At 72.4% G+C, this 18,900-nt stretch carries 14 protein-coding genes and 1 tRNA gene; 7 read left to right on the top strand and 8 right to left on the bottom strand.

What is annotated here, in order from left to right; translation table 11 throughout:
* Positions 1-27 precede the first annotated feature (27 nt).
* Positions 28-324 carry a YciI family protein gene (locus ACWGKI_RS14575; protein WP_380244777.1) on the top strand — a complete coding sequence of 99 codons (297 nt, stop codon included), beginning with the start codon at positions 28-30 and terminating at the stop codon, positions 322-324.
* Positions 325-454: 130 nt separating this feature from the next.
* Here the strand turns inward: ACWGKI_RS14575 and ACWGKI_RS14570 are convergent, their stop codons facing one another.
* From ACWGKI_RS14570 to coaE, 4 genes are all read right to left on the bottom strand, one after another.
* Complete coding sequence (locus ACWGKI_RS14570) at positions 455-1,519, bottom strand: TerC family protein (RefSeq protein ID WP_452187937.1); 1,065 nt, start codon at positions 1,517-1,519, stop codon at positions 455-457.
* Positions 1,516-2,529 carry a TerC family protein gene (locus tag ACWGKI_RS14565; RefSeq protein WP_452187935.1) on the bottom strand — a complete coding sequence of 338 codons (1,014 nt, stop codon included), beginning with the start codon at positions 2,527-2,529 and terminating at the stop codon, positions 1,516-1,518. The genes ACWGKI_RS14570 and ACWGKI_RS14565 overlap by 4 nt, the downstream gene beginning before the upstream one ends.
* A gap of 224 nt (positions 2,530-2,753) precedes the next feature.
* Entirely contained in the window at positions 2,754-4,868 is a 2,115-nt protein-coding gene (gene uvrB / locus ACWGKI_RS14560; protein WP_380244774.1) for an excinuclease ABC subunit UvrB, read from the bottom strand.
* 64 nt (positions 4,869-4,932) lie between these two features.
* Positions 4,933-5,565 (bottom strand): dephospho-CoA kinase, encoded by a 633-nt coding sequence (gene coaE / locus ACWGKI_RS14555; RefSeq protein WP_380245584.1) that lies wholly within the window; start codon positions 5,563-5,565, stop codon positions 4,933-4,935.
* A gap of 79 nt (positions 5,566-5,644) precedes the next feature.
* Here coaE and ACWGKI_RS14550 point away from each other — a divergent pair, with 79 nt between their 5' ends.
* Positions 5,645-7,528, top strand: coding sequence for an ABC transporter ATP-binding protein (locus ACWGKI_RS14550; RefSeq protein WP_452187933.1), 1,884 nt, complete (start codon positions 5,645-5,647; stop codon positions 7,526-7,528).
* Between the two features lie 171 nt (positions 7,529-7,699).
* Here the strand turns inward: ACWGKI_RS14550 and rpsA are convergent, their stop codons facing one another.
* Positions 7,700-9,199, bottom strand: a complete 1,500-nt coding sequence (gene rpsA / locus ACWGKI_RS14545; protein WP_380244669.1) for a 30S ribosomal protein S1 — start codon at positions 9,197-9,199, stop codon at positions 7,700-7,702.
* Positions 9,200-9,431: 232 nt separating this feature from the next.
* On the opposite strand from rpsA, the gene ACWGKI_RS14540 reads away from it, so the two are divergent.
* A complete protein-coding gene (locus ACWGKI_RS14540) occupies positions 9,432-10,253 on the top strand; it encodes a class I SAM-dependent methyltransferase (protein ID WP_452187931.1) in 822 nt (273 codons plus the stop codon).
* A 63-nt stretch (positions 10,254-10,316) separates the two neighbouring features.
* On the opposite strand, the gene polA is transcribed toward ACWGKI_RS14540, so the two are convergent.
* Positions 10,317-13,070, bottom strand: coding sequence for a DNA polymerase I (polA, locus tag ACWGKI_RS14535; protein ID WP_452187929.1), 2,754 nt, complete (start codon positions 13,068-13,070; stop codon positions 10,317-10,319).
* Between polA and ACWGKI_RS14530 the strand changes: the two genes are divergently transcribed.
* Positions 13,069-13,497, top strand: coding sequence for a hotdog fold thioesterase (locus tag ACWGKI_RS14530; RefSeq protein WP_380244666.1), 429 nt, complete (start codon positions 13,069-13,071; stop codon positions 13,495-13,497). The two genes, polA and ACWGKI_RS14530, sit on opposite strands and share 2 nt — an antisense overlap.
* Positions 13,498-13,543: 46 nt before the next feature.
* Here the strand turns inward: ACWGKI_RS14530 and ACWGKI_RS14525 are convergent, their stop codons facing one another.
* Together ACWGKI_RS14525 and ACWGKI_RS14520 are read right to left on the bottom strand one after the other, a co-directional pair.
* Positions 13,544-14,302 (bottom strand): GNAT family N-acetyltransferase, encoded by a 759-nt coding sequence (locus ACWGKI_RS14525; RefSeq protein ID WP_380244665.1) that lies wholly within the window; start codon positions 14,300-14,302, stop codon positions 13,544-13,546.
* 231 nt (positions 14,303-14,533) lie between these two features.
* The gene (locus ACWGKI_RS14520; RefSeq protein WP_380244664.1) at positions 14,534-15,220 is read right to left on the bottom strand and encodes an ANTAR domain-containing response regulator; all 687 of its coding nucleotides are present in this window, start codon (positions 15,218-15,220) and stop codon (positions 14,534-14,536) included.
* Positions 15,221-15,354: 134 nt separating this feature from the next.
* Between ACWGKI_RS14520 and ACWGKI_RS14515 the strand changes: the two genes are divergently transcribed.
* From ACWGKI_RS14515 to ACWGKI_RS14505, 3 genes are all read left to right on the top strand, one after another.
* Positions 15,355-15,428 (top strand) — tRNA-Leu (locus ACWGKI_RS14515).
* A gap of 190 nt (positions 15,429-15,618) precedes the next feature.
* Entirely contained in the window at positions 15,619-17,121 is a 1,503-nt protein-coding gene (locus ACWGKI_RS14510) for an exo-beta-N-acetylmuramidase NamZ family protein (RefSeq protein ID WP_380244663.1), read from the top strand.
* A 26-nt stretch (positions 17,122-17,147) separates the two neighbouring features.
* Positions 17,148-18,848: a serine hydrolase gene (locus tag ACWGKI_RS14505; RefSeq protein WP_452187926.1), complete on the top strand. Its 1,701-nt coding sequence runs from the start codon at positions 17,148-17,150 to the stop codon at positions 18,846-18,848.
* Positions 18,849-18,900: the final 52 nt, after the last annotated feature.

The following is an 18,900-nucleotide window of genomic DNA, read 5'->3' as shown; positions in this document are numbered from 1 at the left end:
GACGGCACGGGGTGCTTGGATACGGCCATGTCCGTCTTCGCCGTCACCTACGTCTACGTCGCCGACCCCGACCGCCTCGACGCGGTCCGGCCCGAGCACCGGGAGTTCCTGCAGGGCCTGCACGACCGGAACGCGCTGCACGTGTCCGGCCCGCTGCCCGCCACCCCCGAGGGCGAGCCGCGCGGGGCCCTCCTCGTCGTCGAGGCCGACGACGCCACGGCCGCGCTGGAGCTGCTCGCCGACGACCCGTTCCACCGCGAGGGGCTGGTCGCGCACCGCGCGGCGCGCGAGTTCGTCCCCGTGGTCGGCGGCTTCGCGGCCTGACGGCCTGCGCGCCGGCCTGACCGACCCCCAGAGCCGGAGGACCGAGGAAGGCCCCGGACGACGAGTCGTCCGGGGCCTTCCGTGGTCGTCGGCCAGGCAGTCAGCGGCCGTCAGCGGCTGACTGCGGCTGTCAGCGGCCGGGGGCCTCCGGCCCGGACGGCGTCGGCTCGGCGCTCTCCTCGACCTCCTGCGCGTCCTCCTGCCCGTCCTCCTGTGCCGACACGACCGAGGTCCGGTGCGTCTTGGCCAGGCTCGCGACCGTCGCGATCGCGATCGACCCGAGGATGACGGCCAGCGACAGCCAGATCGGGATCTCGGGCGCCCACGCGACGGGCTCCCCTCCGTTGAGGAAGGGCAGCGTGTTGGTGTGCAGCGCCTCCAGGATGAGCTTGACGCCGATGAACCCGAGGATGACCGCGAGCGCGATCGGCAGGTACACCAGCCGCTCCAGGAGGCCGCCCAGGAGGAAGTACAGCTGGCGCAGCCCCATGAGCGCGAAGATGTTCGCGGTGAAGACGATGAACGGGTCCTTCGTCAGGCCGAAGATCGCGGGGATCGAGTCGAGCGCGAACAGCAGGTCGGTCGACCCGATCGCGACGAAGACGACCAGCATCGGGGTGAACAGCTTCTTGCCGTCGACGACCGTGCGGACCTTGGCGCCGTCGTACTTCTCGCTCAGCGGCAGCACCCGTCGCAGCATGCGGATGGCGACGTTCTCCTTGTACTCGTCCTCGTCGTCGCCGGCGACCAGCTTGATCGCGGTGTAGATGAGGAACGCGCCGAAGAGGTAGAACACCCACACGAACTGCTCGAGGATGGCCGCGCCCGCCAGGATGAACGCGCCGCGCAGGACCAGCGCGATGATGATGCCGACCATCAGGACCATCTGCTGGTGCCGCTTGGGCACGGCGAAGCGCGACATGATGATGACGAACACGAACAGGTTGTCGACGCTCAGCGAGTACTCGGTGAGCCACCCCGCGTAGAACTCTCCCGCCGGAGCGGCGCCCCCGACGGCCAGCACGATCAGGCCGAACACCACCGCCAGCCCGACGTAGAACGCGACCCACAGGCCGCTCTCCTTCATGCTCGGCACGTGCGGGCGGCGGCCCACGATCGCGAGGTCGACGGCCAGCAGCACGATCAGCGCCGCGAGCGACGCCGCCTCGAACCAGAACGGCAGCTCGTGGGTCATGCATCTCCTTCGGTGGTGGATGTCGCCGCCGCCCGGACCTGGCGGTCACGCCGGTCGCGCGCGAGCGAGGCGATCGTCGTGACGGCGAGCACCACCACGATGAAGGCGAGGGACACGGTGGTCGGGATCTCGGGGATCGCCTCCACGTGCTGCCCGCCGTTGACGAACGGCACCTCGTTGGTGTGCAGGGCGTGGATCACCAGCTTGACACCGATGAAGCCGAGGATCGCGGCCAGCCCGTAGTTGAGGTAGACGAGCCGGTCGAGAAGACCGTCGACGAGGAAGTAGAGCTGGCGCAGGCCGAGCAGCGAGAACGCGTTCGCCGCGAACACGAGGTAGGTCTCCTGCGTGAGGCCGAAGATCGCGGGGATGGAGTCGACGGCGAACAGCAGGTCCGCGCTGCCGATCGCGACCATCACGATGAGCATCGGCGTGATGTAGCGCCGTCCGTCGATCTTCGCCACCATCTTGTCGCCGACGAAGGTCTCCGTCGTGGGGAACAGGCGCCGCGTCAGGCGCAGCACCCCGTTCTCGTTCCACTCCTCGTCGTGCCCCGTGCCCGACCGGGCCTGGGCGATCGCCGTCCAGATGAGGAACGCGCCGAAGACGTAGAAGACCCAGGCGAAGTTGGCGATGATCGCGGCGCCCGCGACGATGAAGACCGTGCGCAGCACGAGCGCGATCGTGATCCCGATGAGGAGCACCCGCTGCTGGTACTCCCGCGGCACCCGGAAGCTCGTCATGATCAGGACGAACACGAACAGGTTGTCGACGCTGAGGGACTTCTCCGTGATGTAGCCGGCGAAGTACTCCCCGCCGTACTCGCCGCCCCACACGAGCCAGACGATGACTCCGAACACCACCGCGACCGCGACGTAGGCGAGGGACCACGTGGCGGACTCACGGAGCGTCGGGGCGTGCGGGGTCCGCACGTGACCGACGTAGTCGACGGCGAGCATCGCCAGGATGACGACGACGGTGATGACCCACACCCACAAAGGAACGTTCACTGGCAAGCCTCCGGTACGTAGCACTGAGCACCGGAGGTCTTCCCCACCCGGACGGGCTGCGCGCCGTGCGTCCGGGCCGAAGAGGCCGGTCCGGCGGCGGCGCCGGACGTGATGACGACCTCATCGTGGGCGGGGTACTCCCCTCCAACCCGCATACCCTACATGAGACACGGGCCCGGCCCTCCGCGCTCGCCGGAGCGCGGACCCGCTGGTCAGCGCCCGCCTCAGGCGGTGGCGGCCTGCATCTGCCGGAGCTCCTTCTTCAGGCCGCCGATCTCGTCGCGCAGCCTCGCCGCCACCTCGAACTGCAGCTCTGCCGCCGCGGCGTGCATCTGGTCACTCAGCTCCTGGATCAGCTCGGCGAGCTCGCCTGCCGCAGCGCCCGCCAGGCGGTTGCCCGTCGTCGCGCCCTCCTTCGGCGACCCCGGCACGGGGGCCCGCCCGCGACCCTGGCCGGTGGCGGGAGACTTGCGGTACCCGCCGGACAGCAGCTCGGCGGTGTCGATGTCTTCGCGGGCGAGCATGTCCGTGACGTCGGCGATCTTCTTGCGCAACGGCTGCGGGTCGATCCCGTGCTCGGTGTTGTACGCGACCTGCTTGGCGCGGCGCCGGTCGGTCTCGTCGAGCGCGTACCGCATCGCCGGGGTCACCTTGTCCGCGTACATGTGCACCTCGCCGGTGACGTTGCGGGCCGCGCGGCCGATGGTCTGGATGAGGGACCGCTCCGAGCGCAGGAACCCCTCCTTGTCCGCGTCGAGGATCGCGACCAGCGACACCTCGGGCAGGTCGAGGCCCTCGCGCAGGAGGTTGATGCCGACGAGCACGTCGTACTCCCCCAGCCGCAGCTCGCGCAGGAGCTCCACCCGGCGCAGCGTGTCCACCTCGGAGTGCAGGTACCGCACCCGCACGTCCTTCTCCAGGAAGTAGTCCGTGAGGTCCTCGGCCATCTTCTTGGTCAGCGTCGTGACGAGCACCCGCTCGTCCTTGTCGACCCGTTCGCGGATCTCGTGCAGGAGGTCGTCGATCTGCCCGGTGGTCGGCTTGACGATCACCTGCGGGTCGACGAGGCCGGTCGGCCGAATGACCTGCTCGACCACGCCGTCGGACATCGACAGCTCGTAGTCCCCCGGCGTCGCGGACAGGTAGACCGTCTGGCCGATCCGCTCGACGAACTCCTCCCACCGCAGGGGCCGGTTGTCCATCGCGCTGGGCAGCCGGAACCCGTGCTCGACGAGCGACCGCTTGCGCGACATGTCGCCCTCGAACATGGCGCCGATCTGCGGCACGGTCTGGTGGGACTCGTCGATGACGAGCAGGAAGTCCTCGGGGAAGTAGTCGAGCAGCGTGTTCGGCGGGGAGCCCTGCTCGCGCCCGTCGATGTGCCGGGAGTAGTTCTCGATCCCGCTGCACGTGCCGATCTGGCGCATCATCTCGATGTCATAGGTGGTGCGCATGCGCAGCCGCTGGGCCTCCAGCAGCTTGTTCTGCTGCTCCAGCTCCGCCAGGCGGTCCGCGAGCTCGACCTCGATGCCGGCGATCGCCCGCTCCATGCGCTCCGGACCCGCCACGTAGTGCGTGGCCGGGAAGAGGTAGACGCTCTGCTCCGACCGGATCACCTCGCCGGTGAGCGGGTGGAGCGTCTGGATCGACTCGATCTCGTCGCCGAACATCTCGATGCGCACGGCGAGCTCCTCGTACACCGGGATGATCTCGACCGTGTCGCCCCGGACCCGGAACGTGCCGCGCGTGAACGCCATGTCGTTGCGCGTGTACTGCATCTGCACGAAGCGCCGCAGCATGTCGTCACGGTCGACGACGTCCCCGACGTCGAGCCGCACCATCCGGTCCACGTACTCCTGCGGCGTGCCGAGGCCGTAGATGCACGACACCGAGGCGACGACGACGACGTCCCGTCGCGTGAGCAACGACGACGTGGCGGAGTGCCGCAGGCGCTCCACCTCGTCGTTGATCGACGAGTCCTTCTCGATGTAGGTGTCCGTCTGCGCGATGTACGCCTCGGGCTGGTAGTAGTCGTAGTACGAGACAAAGTACTCGACGGCGTTGTTCGGCAGCAGCTCCCGGAACTCCGTGGCCAGCTGCGCCGCGAGCGTCTTGTTAGGCGCCATGACCAGGGTGGGGCGCTGCAGCTTCTCGATGAGCCACGCCGTCGTCGCGCTCTTGCCCGTGCCGGTCGCGCCCAGGAGGACCACGTCCTTCTCGCCCGCCCGCACGCGCGCGGACAGGTCCGCGATCGCGGTCGGCTGGTCACCCGAGGGCTGGTAGTCGGACACCACCTCGAAGGGGGCCACCGCACGCTGCAGGTCGGTCACAGGTCGCATGCCACCACCGTACGGCGACCCCCTGACACGCACCGGGCGCGGGCGCGCCCGGTGCTCCGCCCCCTCAGGCCTCGGCGGCGGCCTCGGACTCCTGGTCGACCTCCGCGCGCAGCCGCTGCCAGAGCTCGTCCACCTGGTCCCGGAGGTGCTCCTCCGTCCCTGTGCCGTCCAGCGTGACGTCGGCCACGGCGGCACGCTCCTCGTCGGCGGCCTGCGCGGCGACCCGGGCGCGCGCCGCCGCCTCGGCCAGCCCGCGCCCGTCGACCAGCCGCGCGACCCGCTGCTCGGCCGGGGCCTGCACCACGACGAGGAGGTGGAAGCGGTCCGCCTGCCCGGTCTCGACCAGCAGCGGGATGTCGTGCACGACCACCGCGCGGTCGTCGGCCGCCCCCGCGAGCGCCTCCCGCTCCGCGGCGATGCGCCGGATCTCGGGGTGCAGGATCCCCTCGAGGCGCTCGCGCGCCGCAGCGTCGCCGAACACGACGCGGCCGAGGGCCGGGCGGTCCAGCGCGCCGTCCGGCGCGAGCACACCGTCTCCGAAGGCGGCCACGACCTCCTCCAGCCCGACCGTGCCGGGGGCCACCACCTCCCTGGCCAGGACGTCGTGGTCGATCACGACGGCACCGAGCTCGGAGAGCCGGCGCGCGACGACGGACTTGCCTGCGGCGATGCCGCCTGTGAGGCCGATGCGGAGCATGGGGACCATCCTGCCTCCGGCGTAGGCTTCCCGCCATGAGCGCCCGCGGCTCCCTGCCGCGGGCCGAGGGGGAGGTGGCATGGCGGGCGGAGGCATGATGCGCTCGTACCTGAAGGACTCGTCGGTGACGGACCGGCGCCTGACGGGCTCCACCCTCCGACGGATCCTGGCCTTCGCCCGGCCGTACCGGGCGCAGCTGGTGGCGTTCGTCGCCCTCCTGGTGCTCAGCGCGGCGGCGGGGGCCGTCACCCCCCTGCTGTTCCGTCGCCTCATCGACGACGGCATCGCGACCGGCGACCGGCGCCTGGTGGTGTCGATGGCAGCCGCGGCCGTGGGGATCGCCCTCGTCACCGCAGCCTTGGCGGTGGCCGAGCGGTGGCTGTCGTCGCGCGTGGGCGAAGGGCTCATCCTCGACCTGCGCACGGTGGTCTTCGACCACGTGCAGCGGATGCCGCTCGCCTTCTTCGCACGCGCCCGGACGGGCGCCCTGGTCCAGCGGCTCAACGGCGACGTCCTCGGCGCGCAGCAGGCGTTCACGTCCACGCTGCAGACCGTGATCTCGAACGGGCTCACGATCGCGTTCACCCTCGCCGCCATGTTCGCGATGTCCTGGCGGCTCACCCTGCTGTCCGTGGTCCTCGTGCCCGCGTTCGTGCTCCCGGCTCGCTGGTTCGGCCGCCGCCTCGCGACGCTGGCCCGCACCGGCTACGACCTGAACGCCGACGCCGGTCAGATGATGAACGAGCGCTTCAACGTGGCGGGCGCCCACCTCGTCAAGATCTTCGGCGACCCCGACGTGGAGAGCTCCCGCTACGCGGCCCAGGTGCGCCAGCTGCGGGACCTCGGCGTGCGCACGGCCCTGCTCGGCACGTGGTTCCGCGTGGGCCTCACGACGCTGGCCTCGGTCGCGATCGCGCTGGTCTACGGGCTGGGCGGGCTGCAGGCGATCGCCGGCGAGCTCACCGTGGGCACCGTGGTCGCGCTCACCGCGTACCTCGGGCGCCTGTACGGCCCGCTGTCCGCCATGTCGAACGTGCAGGTCGACGTGATGACCGCCCTGGTGAGCTTCGAGCGGGTGCTCGAGGTCCTCGACCTCGAGCCCGCGATCGCGGAGAAGCCCGGCGCCGTCGACCTGCGCGTCGCCGTGGCGGACCGCGGTGCTTCCGTCGAGCTCGACCGCGTGACGTTCCGGTACCCGAGCGCAGACGAGGTCTCCCTGGCCTCTCTTGAGTCCGTCGCGACGCTGCGCTCGGACCCCACGGACGACACGCTGCGCGAGGTGTCGTTCACGGTGCCGGCCGGCGCCATGGTCGCCCTCGTGGGTCCCTCCGGTGCGGGGAAGACCACGGTCTCCCAGCTCGTCTCACGCATGTACGACCCGACGTCGGGAGCGGTACGGATCGCGGGCACGGACCTGCGCGACGTCACGGCCGCGTCGCTGCGGGGCACCGTCGGCGTGGTGTCGCAGGAGGCGCACCTCTTCCACGACACCGTCGCCGCCAACCTGCGCTTCGCGCGCCCGGGGGCCTCGGACGCGGATCTCGAGAGGGCGCTGCGCCAGGCGCGGATCTGGGACCTCGTCGCGCGGCTCCCGGAGGGTGTCGACACCGTCGTCGGCGACCGCGGCTACCGCCTCTCCGGCGGGGAGCGCCAACGGCTCGCCATCGCCCGGCTCCTCCTGCGGGCGCCGGACGTCGTCGTCCTCGACGAGGCGACGGCCCACCTGGACTCCGAGTCGGAGGCGGCCGTCCAGGCGGCCCTCGACCAGGCGCTGGCCGGCCGCACGTCGCTCGTCATCGCCCACCGCCTCTCGACCGTGCGCGCCGCGGACACCATCGTCGTGCTGGCCGAGGGCCGCGTCGTCGAGCTCGGCACCCACCTGGAGCTCCTCGCCGCAGGGGGCCTGTACGCCGAGCTCTACGCCACCCAGTTCGCCCAGACCGAGCCGACGACGGCCGACTGACCACGGCGCGCCACCGCACGGCGCGCGACGCGCGCCCCCCTGGGCCCGCCGCACGGCCGTCGCCGGGGTGACGGGCACCGGCCGATGCCGGGACAGAACGACGGCGGCCCGCCACCCCGAGGGGTGACGGGCCGCCGTGGGCACCGGTGGGTCGTGGACGACCCGGCCGGATCAGTTGCCGGTGAGCTTCTCGCGAAGCGCGGCGAGCGCCTCGTCCGAGGCGAGCGTGCCCGCGGCCTCCTGCGCCGGCGCGGCCGACGAGTAGGAGGAGGAGGACGACGACGCACCGGCGCTGGAGCCGCCGCTGCTGCCGGGGACCGCGTCGTTCACGGCCGCGTCGGCGTCCGCCGCGATGGCCGCACGGACCTGCTCGCGGTGCGACTCCCAGCGGGCGTGCGCCTTGGCGTACTCCGCCTCCCAGGCCTCGCGCTGCGTCTCGAAGCCCTCGAGCCACTCGTTGGTCTCCGGGTCGAAGCCCTCGGGGTACTTGTACTCGCCGTTCTCGTCGTACTCGGCAGCCATGCCGTAGAGCGCGGGGTCGAAGTCCTCGGACTCCGGGTCCATGCCCTCGTTGGCCTGCTTGAGCGACAGCGAGATGCGACGACGCTCGAGGTCGATGTCGATGACCTTGACGAACACCTCGGCACCGACGCTGACGACCTGCTCGGGCAGCTCGACGTGGCGCACGGCCAGCTCCGAGATGTGCACGAGACCCTCGATGCCGTCCTCGACGCGGACGAACGCACCGAACGGCACGAGCTTCGTGACCTTGCCCGGCACGACCTGGCCGATGGCGTGGGTGCGGGCGAAGGTCTGCCACGGGTCCTCCTGCGTCGCCTTCAGCGACAGGGAGACACGCTCGCGGTCGAAGTCGACGTCGAGCACCTCGACGGTGACCTCCTGGCCCACCTCGACGACCTCGGACGGGTGGTCGATGTGCTTCCAGGACAGCTCGGAGACGTGCACCAGACCGTCGACGCCGCCGAGGTCCACGAACGCACCGAAGTTGACGATCGAGGAGACGACACCGGGGCGCACCTGGCCCTTCTGCAGCGTCTGCAGGAAGGTGGAGCGGACCTCGGACTGCGTCTGCTCGAGCCAGGCACGGCGCGACAGGACCACGTTGTTGCGGTTCTTGTCGAGCTCGATGATCTTGGCCTCGATCTCCTTGCCGACGTACGGCGCGAGGTCGCGGACGCGACGCATCTCCACGAGGGAGGCGGGGAGGAAGCCACGGAGACCGATGTCGAGGATGAGGCCGCCCTTGACGACCTCGATGACGGTGCCGGTGACGACGCCGTCCTCCTCCTTGATCTTCTCGATCGTGCCCCAGGCGCGCTCGTACTGGGCGCGCTTCTTCGACAGGATCAGGCGACCCTCCTTGTCCTCCTTCTGGAGGACGAGAGCCTCGACGGCGTCGCCCACGGCGACGACCTCGCCCGGGTCCACGTCGTGCTTGATGGAGAGCTCCCGGGACGGGATCACGCCCTCCGTCTTGTAACCGATGTCGAGGAGGACCTCGTCGCGGTCGACCTTGACGATCGTGCCTTCCACGATGTCACCATCGTTGAAGTACTTGATGGTGGCGTCGACGGCGGCAAGGAAGTCCTCCTCGGTGCCGATGTCGTTGACGGCAACCTGCGGGGCGGACTTCGTGGTGGAGATGGTCATTGAGTAGATGCTCCGATGCGGACAGGACGTAGTGCGGACAGGGTCTGTGGTACGGGCCCCGGGCGTCGGCACGGTGGTCGATCCGCACGACGGCGATTCGAACTCCGGGACGTCCTCGGGCGCACTGCACCGCCGACCATCTTATCGACGGCGCTGCGCCGGGTCAACGCGCCGATCGCGCGGCCGACGTCGTCACCGACCGCCCGTCCGGAGCCCGTGCCACGATGACCGGGTGAGCGACCATCCTCCCGCGCCCCGCCCGATCGCGCACGCGGGCTACCAGGACGTTCCCGACGCGGCCGGCAGCGCTGCGGCACGTGGCTGGTGGGACGAGAACGCCGACGAGTACCTTGCCGAGCACGGCCAGTTCCTGGGCGACGCAGGCTTCCGCTGGGGCCCGGAAGGTCTCACGGAGGCGGAGGCGGGGCTGCTCGGCGACGTGACCGGGGCGCGGGCCGTCGAGATCGGCGCGGGCGCCGCGCACTGTGCCCGGTGGCTCGCCGCCCGGGGCGCCGACGTCGTCGCCACCGACGTCTCCGGCCGCATGCTCGCCGGTGCCGCGCACCTCAACGACGTCACGGGGGTGGCCGTCCCGCTCGTCCAGGCCGACGCCCGACGGCTCCCGTTCGCGTCGTCGAGCGTCGACGTGGTCTTCACGTCGTACGGGGCGATCCCCTTCGTCGCCGACGCCGCGCGCGTGCACGCCGAGGCCGCGCGGGTGCTGCGGCCGGGCGGCCGCTGGGTGTTCTCCGTGACGCACCCTGTGCGGTGGGCGTTCCCCGACGACCCGTCCGCCCGCGGACTCACAGCGGACCGGTCCTACTTCGACCGCCGGCCCTACGTGGAGGCCGACGACCACGGCGAGGTCCGGTACGCCGAGTACCACCGCACGGTCGGCGACCACGTGCGCGACGTCGCGGCCGCCGGGCTGCGCCTGCGCGACCTGGTCGAGCCCGAGTGGCCGGCGTGGAACACCGCGACCTGGGGCGGCTGGAGCCCGGAGCGTGGCGCCGTGCTGCCCGGTACCGCCGTCTTCGTCACGACCAAGGACTGAGCCGCCGCCGGTCGGCCCGGCGTCCTGCCCGCCCGCGTCAGTGCCCCGCGCCAGCGCCCCGCGTCAGTGCCCCGCGTCGTGCCAGGTGGGGCCGGCACCGACCGAGACGTCGAGCGGCACGTGGAGCGAGGCGGCCGAGCCCATCTGCGTGCGCAGCACGTCCTCCGCCGCGTCCCGCTCCCCCGGCGCGACCTCGACCACGAGCTCGTCGTGGACCTGCAGCAGCAGCCGCGAGGCGAGGCCCCGCTCGTCCAGCTCGCGCTGCACACCGAGCATCGCGACCTTGATGATGTCTGCCGCGCTGCCCTGGATGGGGGCGTTGAGCGCCATCCGCTCCGCCATCTGCCGCCGCTGCCGGTTGTCGCTCGTGAGGTCGGGCAGGTAGCGCCGACGGCCCAGGATCGTGGCGGTGTACCCGGTCGCCCGGGCCTCCTCCACGACGCCGGTGAGGTACTCACGGACCCCGCCGAACCGCGTGAAGTAGTCGTCCATCAGGGACTGTGCCTCGCCGGTGGGGATGGTGAGCTGCTGCGACAGGCCGAAGGCGCTCAGCCCGTAGGCGAGGCCGTAGCTCATGGCCTTGATCTTCGAGCGCATCTCGGACGTGACGTCCTCGGGGGCGACCTCGAAGACGCGCGAGCCCACGTACCGGTGGAGGTCCTCCCCCGACCGGAACGCCTCGATGAGCCCTTCGTCGCCGGACAGGTGCGCCATGATCCGCATCTCGATCTGGCTGTAGTCCGCGGTGAGCAGCGTCTCGTAGCCCTCGCCGACCCGGAAGGCGCGCCGGATGCGCCGTCCCTCCTCCGTGCGGATCGGGATGTTCTGCAGGTTCGGGTCGGTCGAGCTCAGGCGCCCCGTGGCGGCGATGGTCTGCTGGAACGTCGTGTGGATCCGGCCGTCCGGAGCCACCGACTTGAGCAGGCCCTCGACCGTCGAGCGCAGCCGCGTGGCGTCGCGGTGCGCCAGCAGGTGCTCGAGGAAGGGGTGCTCGGTCTTGACGTACAGGTCCTGCAGCGACGCGGCGTCGGTGGTGTAGCCGGTCTTGATCTTCTTGGTCTTGGGCATCCCGAGCTGGTCGAAGAGCACCTCCTGCAGCTGCTTGGGGCTGCCGAGGTTCACCTGCCGTCCGATGACGTCGTAGGCCTCCGCGGCCGCGTCGGCGACCATGGAGGCGAACTGGTTCTCGAGCTCCGTGAGGTACTCGACGTCGGCGGCGATGCCGGTGGCCTCCATCCGCCCCAGCACGGCGCTGAGTGGCAGCTCGAGGTCTGTCAGCAGGTCGGCGGCACCCCGGTCGGCGAGCTGGCCGGACAGGGCCGCCGCCAGCTCCACCACCGCGGCGGCCCGGACGGCCGCCTGGCGGGCCCGCGGGTCGTCCGCGCCGTCCCCGCCGTCCAGGGCGAGGTCCAGGGCTCCCTGCCCGTCGGACGCGGGCGCCGAGCCCGCCGACAGCTCCCGCCCGAGGAGCCGCACCGTGAGGTCGGCCAGGTCGTAGCCGCGCTGGTCCGGGTAGCACAGGTACGCCGCGAGCTCCGTGTCGAAGGACACGCCCCGCAGGTCGAGCCCGCGCCCGGCGAGCTCGTGCCACGCCGCCTTCGCGCCGTGGACGACCTTCGGGGCCCCGGCGTCCGCGAGCCATGCGGCAAGAGCGCTCTCGTCCTCGGGCGTGACGTCCGCGAGGTCGACGACGACGGCCGCGCCCTGGCCGCCGTCCGCCGGCCCCTCCGCCACCGCCACCTCCCAGGCGTCGCCGGCCCCGGGCGTCGGGGTGCCCGTGACCTCGAGCCCCAGGGCCCGGCCGGCACGGGCGGCGAGCCACTCGCCCAGGCCTCCGGACGCGAGTGACGCGAGCTCGACCTCCAGGCCCTCGACCGCCGTCGGCTCCGCCGGCTCGGCGGACGGGTCAGCCGCGAGCAGCCGGTCCCGCAGGGTGCCGAACTGCAGGGTGTCCGACACCCGGTGCACGGCCTCACGGTCGAACCCGGCCAGGCTCAGGTCGTCCACGGTCAGCGGCAGCTCGACGTGGTCGAGCAGCGCGTTGAGCTCCCGGTTGAGGCGGACCTGGTCGAGCGCCTCGCGCAGGTTGCCCGCCGCCTTGCCCTTGAGCTCGTCGACGTGCTCGAGGAGGGGCTCCAGGCCCCCGTACGTGGTCACCCACTTCGCGGCGGTCTTGGGGCCGACGCCGACCACCCCCGGCAGGTTGTCGCTCGACTCCCCGACCAGGGCGGCGAGGTCGGGGTACTGGTGCGGAGGGACGCCGTACTTCTCGGTGACGGCCTCCGGCGTCATCCGGGCCAGATCAGAGACCCCGCGCTTGGGGTAGAGCACGGTGACGCGGTCGTTCACGAGCTGCAGCGAGTCGCGGTCGCCCGAGCACACGAGCACGTCCAGGCCCGCCTCGGCGCCCTCGCGCGCGAGCGTCGCCAGGATGTCGTCCGCCTCGATGCCCTCGCGCTGCAGCGCCGGGATCCGCAGCGCCTCGAGGACCTCCTTGATCAGCGGCACCTGGCCACGGAAGACCTCGGGCGTCGCGTCGCGGTTGCCCTTGTACTCGGGGAAGCGCTCGGTGCGGAACGTCACGCGGCCGGCGTCGAACGCGACGGCGGCGTGCGTCGGCTGCTCGTCGCGCAGCAGGTTGGTCAGCATCGACGTGAAGCCGTAGACGGCGTTCGTCACCTGCCCGCTGGACGTCACCAGCGTGTCCGGCAGCGCGAAGAACGCGCGGTACGCCATGGAGTGGCCGTCGATCAGCAGGAGGCGTGGGCGGGTCCCGGTTCGCGCGGAGGTCGTCACGGGTGCCAACCTATCGCCCATGGCTGACACCTCCACCGGCACCCCCGAGTTCCCCAGCACCCTGGACCAGTGGGCGGCGGCGAGCCGCGGCACGCTGATCGAGCGTCTGGGCATCGAGCTGACGGGCGTGGCCGCCGACCTCACCACCGGGACCATGCCCGTGGCCGGCAACACGCAGCCCGCGGGCCTGCTGCACGGCGGGGCGACGGCGTCGCTTGCCGAGACGCTCGCGTCGGTCGCGGCCCAGCAGCACGCGGGTCCGGAGCGCGCCGCGGTCGGCCTGGAGCTCAACGCGACGCACCACCGCGGCGTGCGCAGCGGGACGGTGCACGGGGAGGCGCGAGCCCTGCACCTGGGCCGCTCGACCGCCGCCTACGAGATCGTCGTCAGCGACGACGCAGGGCGGCGGGTCTGCACCGCGCGGCTCACCTGCATGATCCTGAGCTGATCCGCACCGATCCGAGGGCGGCGACACCCGCCCGGTGCGGCGGACGTCAGGAGACGGAACCGCTCGTCGCGTCCCGGTGCGGCCGCGCGCCCAGCTCGACGAAGCCGTCGACGACGTCGTCGGCCTGCTCGCCGGGGCGGCCGGCCGCCTCGCGCAGCGCGGCGTCACGCTCCTCCTGGAAGGCGCGCAGGTCGACCGGGCCGGTGGGCAGGCCTGCGGCGCGGGCGCGCCGCCGCCGGGCGACGAGGTCCTCGATCGCCGCACGGGTCGCCTCGCGCCGCCCGACCCGGACAGCGGCGCGGGTCGAGCGGGGGTTCTCCTGCGCCAGGCGCCGCAGCAGGGTCGCCGTGGCGACCACCCGGTGCCCGGACGTCGGCGCGAAGCCGAGGCGGGCGAGGAACCGGTGCATGCCCCTGGCGCCCGGTGCGGGGGCGCAGTACACGTTCTCCGCACCGCGTTCGCCTGCCACGGCGGCAGCCGCCGCGACGAGGGCGTGCCCGACGCCGCGTCGCCGCGCGGACGGCGCAACGAACACGGCGTCGATGTACAGGCTGGTCGTCGTCGCGAACAGCAGCGGGTCGATGACGCGCAGCACCGCGAAGCCGGAGATCTCCTCCTCGTGGGTCGCGACCAGCACCTGGCCGCCCGCGCCCACCAGCACGCTCAGGTGCTCCAGCAGCCGCGACGCGTCAGCGGGAGAGCCCTGCACCGCCGTGGGCGACTCGTCGACCGCGCGCTCCGCGAGGTGCGCGACGGCGACCATGTCGCCCTGCTGGGCCGGCCGGACCTCGACCGCTGCACGCATCGGCACCTCCTCGACGAAAGACCGTCCCCGCGCTCCCGGCGCGGTGGAAGGTCTCCCACCTGTCTGCTCGGGAACCGGGCCGGGCGCTGCCCGTGCTCACGGTCGTTGAAGCATGAATATCACAGATCGGTCACGACACCCAGGCGACGATAGCGGCCCGCAGGTCGTCGCACAACGGCCGTGGCCCGGCCACAGGACATCGTCCTGCGACCGGGCCAACCGGGGTGCGTGTCAGGCGCCGACCTGCTCGATGACGGCGTCCGCCACCTCGCGCATCGTGAGGCGCCGGTCCATCGACGTCTTCTGGATCCAGCGGAAGGACTCGGGCTCGCTGAGACCCATCTTGGTCATGAGCAGCCCCTTGGCGCGGTCCACCCGCTTCCGGGTCTCGAAGCGCTCGGTGAGGTCGGCGACCTCCGACTCGAGGGCCCCGATCTGCTGGTACCGGGAGATCGCGATCTCGACGGCGGGCAGCAGGTCCGCCGGGGTGAACGGCTTGACGACGTAGGCCATCGCACCGGCGTCGCGCGCCCGCTCGACGAGCTCGGTCTGCGAGAACGCGGTGAGGAGCACGACGGGCGCGGCGTGCGCCTTGCCGATCCGCTCGGCCGCCGAGATCCCGTCCAGCTCGGGCATCTTGACGTCCATCACCACGACGTCGGGCTTGAGCTCCGTCGCGAGACGGACGGCCGTCTCGCCGTCACCCGCCTCGCCGACGACGTCGAAGCCGGCCTCGCGCAGCGTCTCGACGACGTCCATGCGGATGAGGGCCTCGTCCTCGACGACCACCGCGCGACGCGCGGGTCGCTCCGGCGTCTTCGGGGCCTCGGGCTCCTGGTCGATCAGGGGCGGCAGGTCGAGCGGCACCGTCGCCTCGGGCTTCGCGTCGTGGGGCTTCTCGTCGGTCACGCGCCCCATCCTAGTGGCCGTGGCGGGGCGACGCGTCCCGTGCCGGGTGTGACGAGTGCGACGCGGCGACACCGTCCCTCCCGCGCGCAGGCGCCGGACGGTTCGGCCCGTGACCTGCACCTGTGGTTCGATGGGGCTCGCACGCCCCGGTAGCCCAACCGGCAGAGGCAATCGGCTCAAACCCGATCCAGTGCGGGTTCGAATCCCGCCCGGGGCACCCCTCGCATCTTCACCCGCCCGCACCCTCGGGCGGTCGCCCGATCCTCGGGCCTTCCCACGACGGTCGCCCCGGCGTCCTCCCCCGGTGAGTCTCACCGAGTCTCGTCGAGGCCCCTTGCCGTCACCCCGCGGTGTCGGTAACTTTCAGGAGCACGGCCCATCAGGGCAACCCTTGACGAACACGCGACGTGTCCGGCGCCGCCGTGCTCCTGCGACGCAGCGGGGCGCGGCGGGCTCACCGCGACGGCGACGACGCCGTGGCGCCATCGCAGGACGACCGGCTCGACGACGACCCGGCGGCCCGCACGCAGCATGAGGCAGGAAGGACCCTGACGATGCGCAACGACCACCCGGCCCCACGAGCGGCCGACCGAGGCCCCCGGCTCAACCGCCGCCAGCTCCTGACGGGCACCGCGCTGGGCGCGGCGACCGTCCCCCTCGCCGCGCTGGGCGCGCAGGCCCGGCCCGAGACCACCGCGGCCGCGGGCGTCCCGGCGCGCCCCGTCGTCCCGGGCGCCGACCGGGCGCACGCCGACGGCTGGGCGACCCTGCGCGGGGAGCGCGTCGGCATCATCACGAACCCCACCGGCGTGCTGCGCAACCTGCGCAACGTCGTCGACGAGATGCACGCCTCCGGCGCCGTGGACCTCGTCGGGGTCTTCGGACCCGAGCACGGGTTCCGCGGCACGGCGCAGGCGGGGAGCTCGGAGGGCACGTTCGTCGACGAGCGCACCGGCCTCACCGTCTACGACGCCTACGGCGCCGGGGTCAGCAAGATGACGGAGATGTTCCGCGCGGCCGAGGTCGAGACCGTCGTCTTCGACATCCAGGACGTCGGCGCCCGCTTCTACACGTACATCTGGACGATGTGGACGGCCATGCAGGCGGCCGTGGCCACCGGGTCCCGGTTCGTCGTCCTCGACCGTCCCAACCCGGTGGGCGGCACCGCCCGCGGCCCCATGATGACCAGCGGGTTCACCTCGGGCGTCGGGGCGAAGGAGATCGTGCAGGCCCACGGCATGACCGTCGGCGAGCTCGCCCGGTTCTTCGACGGCGAGTTCCTCCCCGACGTCGTGGGCGAGCGCCTCGCCCGGCTCGACGTGGTCGAGGTCTCCGGCTGGCGCCGCGACGTCACGTTCGGCGGGACGGGCCTCGACTTCGTGATGCCCAGCCCGAACATGCCCACCCCGGACACCGCCCTCGCCTACCCCGGCACGTGCATGTTCGAGGGCACGAACCTCTCCGAGGGGCGGGGCACCACCCGGCCGTTCGAGCTCGTCGGCGCGCCGTTCGTCGACCACCGCTGGGCGGAGGCCCTCACGGAGGCCGACCTGCCCGGCGTCCTCTTCCGCGAGGCCTACTTCAACCCCACGTTCAGCAAGCACGCGAACACCGTGTGCGGGGGCGTCCAGGTCACCGTCGACGACCCGGCCCGCTTCGACCCCGTGCGCACGGGCGTCGCGATGCTCGTGGCCGCCGCCGCGCTCTACCCCGAGTTCGCGTGGCGGCAGGACTCCTGGGACCCGCAGCGACCCTTCTGGATCGACAAGCTCACCGGCTCCCCTCGCCTGCGGCAGCAGATCGACGCCGGCGCGGACACCGACGAGGTCGTCGCCGCCTGGCAGGCCGAGCTGGCGGACTTCGACCGGCGGCGCCAGCAGTACCTCCTCTACCGCGGACCGCGGGCATGAGCCGCCGGCAATCGCGCGGACGCGCGATGATCGCAGCCGGCCTCGCGACGGGGCTCCTGGTCGTGCCGCTCGTGCACACGACGAGCGCCGCGGCGGGCGGCGGCCCCGCGGTGCAGTTCATGCCGCCGTCGACCACGCTCACCACGGCCGACCCGGCAGACGTCGGGCTGGACCCCGCCCCGATCGAGGCCGCCGTCGCCCAGGTGCGCTCGCACGAGCAGCCGGTCGGCAGCGCGACGTACCCGCTGTACCCAGGAGCCGTCGGGCTCATGGGGTACGAGGGGAAGGTCGTGCGCACCGACGCGAGCGGGTGGGCGGTCGCCTACGGGGACCGGGGCGTGGCCCTGCCCGCGGACCAGCGGGTCCCCATGCGCGAGGACACGATCTTCGACCTCGCCTCCGTGTCGAAGCTGTTCACCTCGATCGCCGTCGTGCAGCTGATCCAGGAGGGCCGCGTCGGGCTGGAGGAGCCCGTCGCCACGTACCTGCCCGAGTTCGCCGCCGGCGGCAAGCAGGACGTCACCGTGCGGCAGCTGCTCACCCACACCTCCGGGTTCGTCGCGTGGCTGCCGCTGTGGAGCAAGTACCCCGACCGCGAGTCGCGGATCGCCGCGGTCATGGCCCAGCCGCTCGACGCCCCGCCCGGGACCCGGTACCTCTACAGCGACCTCAACCTCATCACCCTCGGCGTGCTCGTCGAACGGCTGCGCGGCGAGCCGCTCGACCAGGTCGTCGCCCACCGCATCACCGGGCCGCTCGGGATGACCGACACCGGGTACAACCCCACCGCCGTGGACCGCACGGCGGCCACCGAGTACCAGTCGAGCCCGCCGCGCGGGGTCGTCCGGGGCGAGGTGCACGACGAGAACGCCTGGTCCCTCGGCGGCGTGGCCGGTCACGCCGGCGTGTTCTCGACGGCGGGCGACCTGGCGATCCTCTCCCAGGCGCTGCTCAACGGCGGCCGGTACGGCAAGGCGCGCATCCTGTCCCCCGCGTCCGTGCGCCTCATGGTCACCGACTTCAACACCGCGTTCCCCGGGGACGCCCACGGCCTCGGCTTCGAGCTCGACCAGCGGTGGTACATGGACGCCATGTCCGGGCCGCAGACCGCCGGGCACACCGGGTACACGGGCACGTCGATCGTCATCGACTTCGACACGCACTCGTTCGCCATCCTGCTGACCAACCGCGTGCACCCGTCGCGCAACTCGGGCAGCATCAACGGCGCGCGGCGCGAGTGGGCGCACGGCCTGGCCTACGCGCAGGGCGTGGACGCGCGCCGCGGCGACGACGCGTGGTTCTCCGGCGACGCGAACGGGACGACGTCGACCCTCACCACCGCCCTCGACGTGCCCGCCACCGGCGGCCGGCTGGCGTTCGACCTCTACCTCGACACCGAGGAGAGCGACCTGCTGCACCTGGAGACCTCCGCCGACGGCGGGGCCACCTGGGCTCCCCTGCCCTTCGAGGTGCGCGACCGCGGCCCCGTCGACCACCCCGACGGCGTCACCTCCGGCGCGGGCACGCGCCGGTGGACGCAGGCCCGGGCCGACCTGGCGCCGGGCGAGCAGCTCGTCCGGTGGCGGGTCGTGACCGACCCGTCCTACCTCGGCCGCGGCGTCCTCGTGGACGACGTCGTCGCTCGGGCGCAGGGCGGCCTCCTGCTCGACGGCGAAGCCGACCCGGGCGCCTTCCAGGCCGTGGGCTGGCGGCTCGTCGACCGCTGACGTCGACCGCTGACGGAGAGCAGAACGCCGGGGGCGTGCGGCAGGCTCGGCC

This window comes from Isoptericola sp. NPDC055881, from assembly GCF_053615895.1.
Note: the sequence above shows the minus strand (reverse complement) of the source record. Positions and strands in the feature narration are given on the sequence as shown.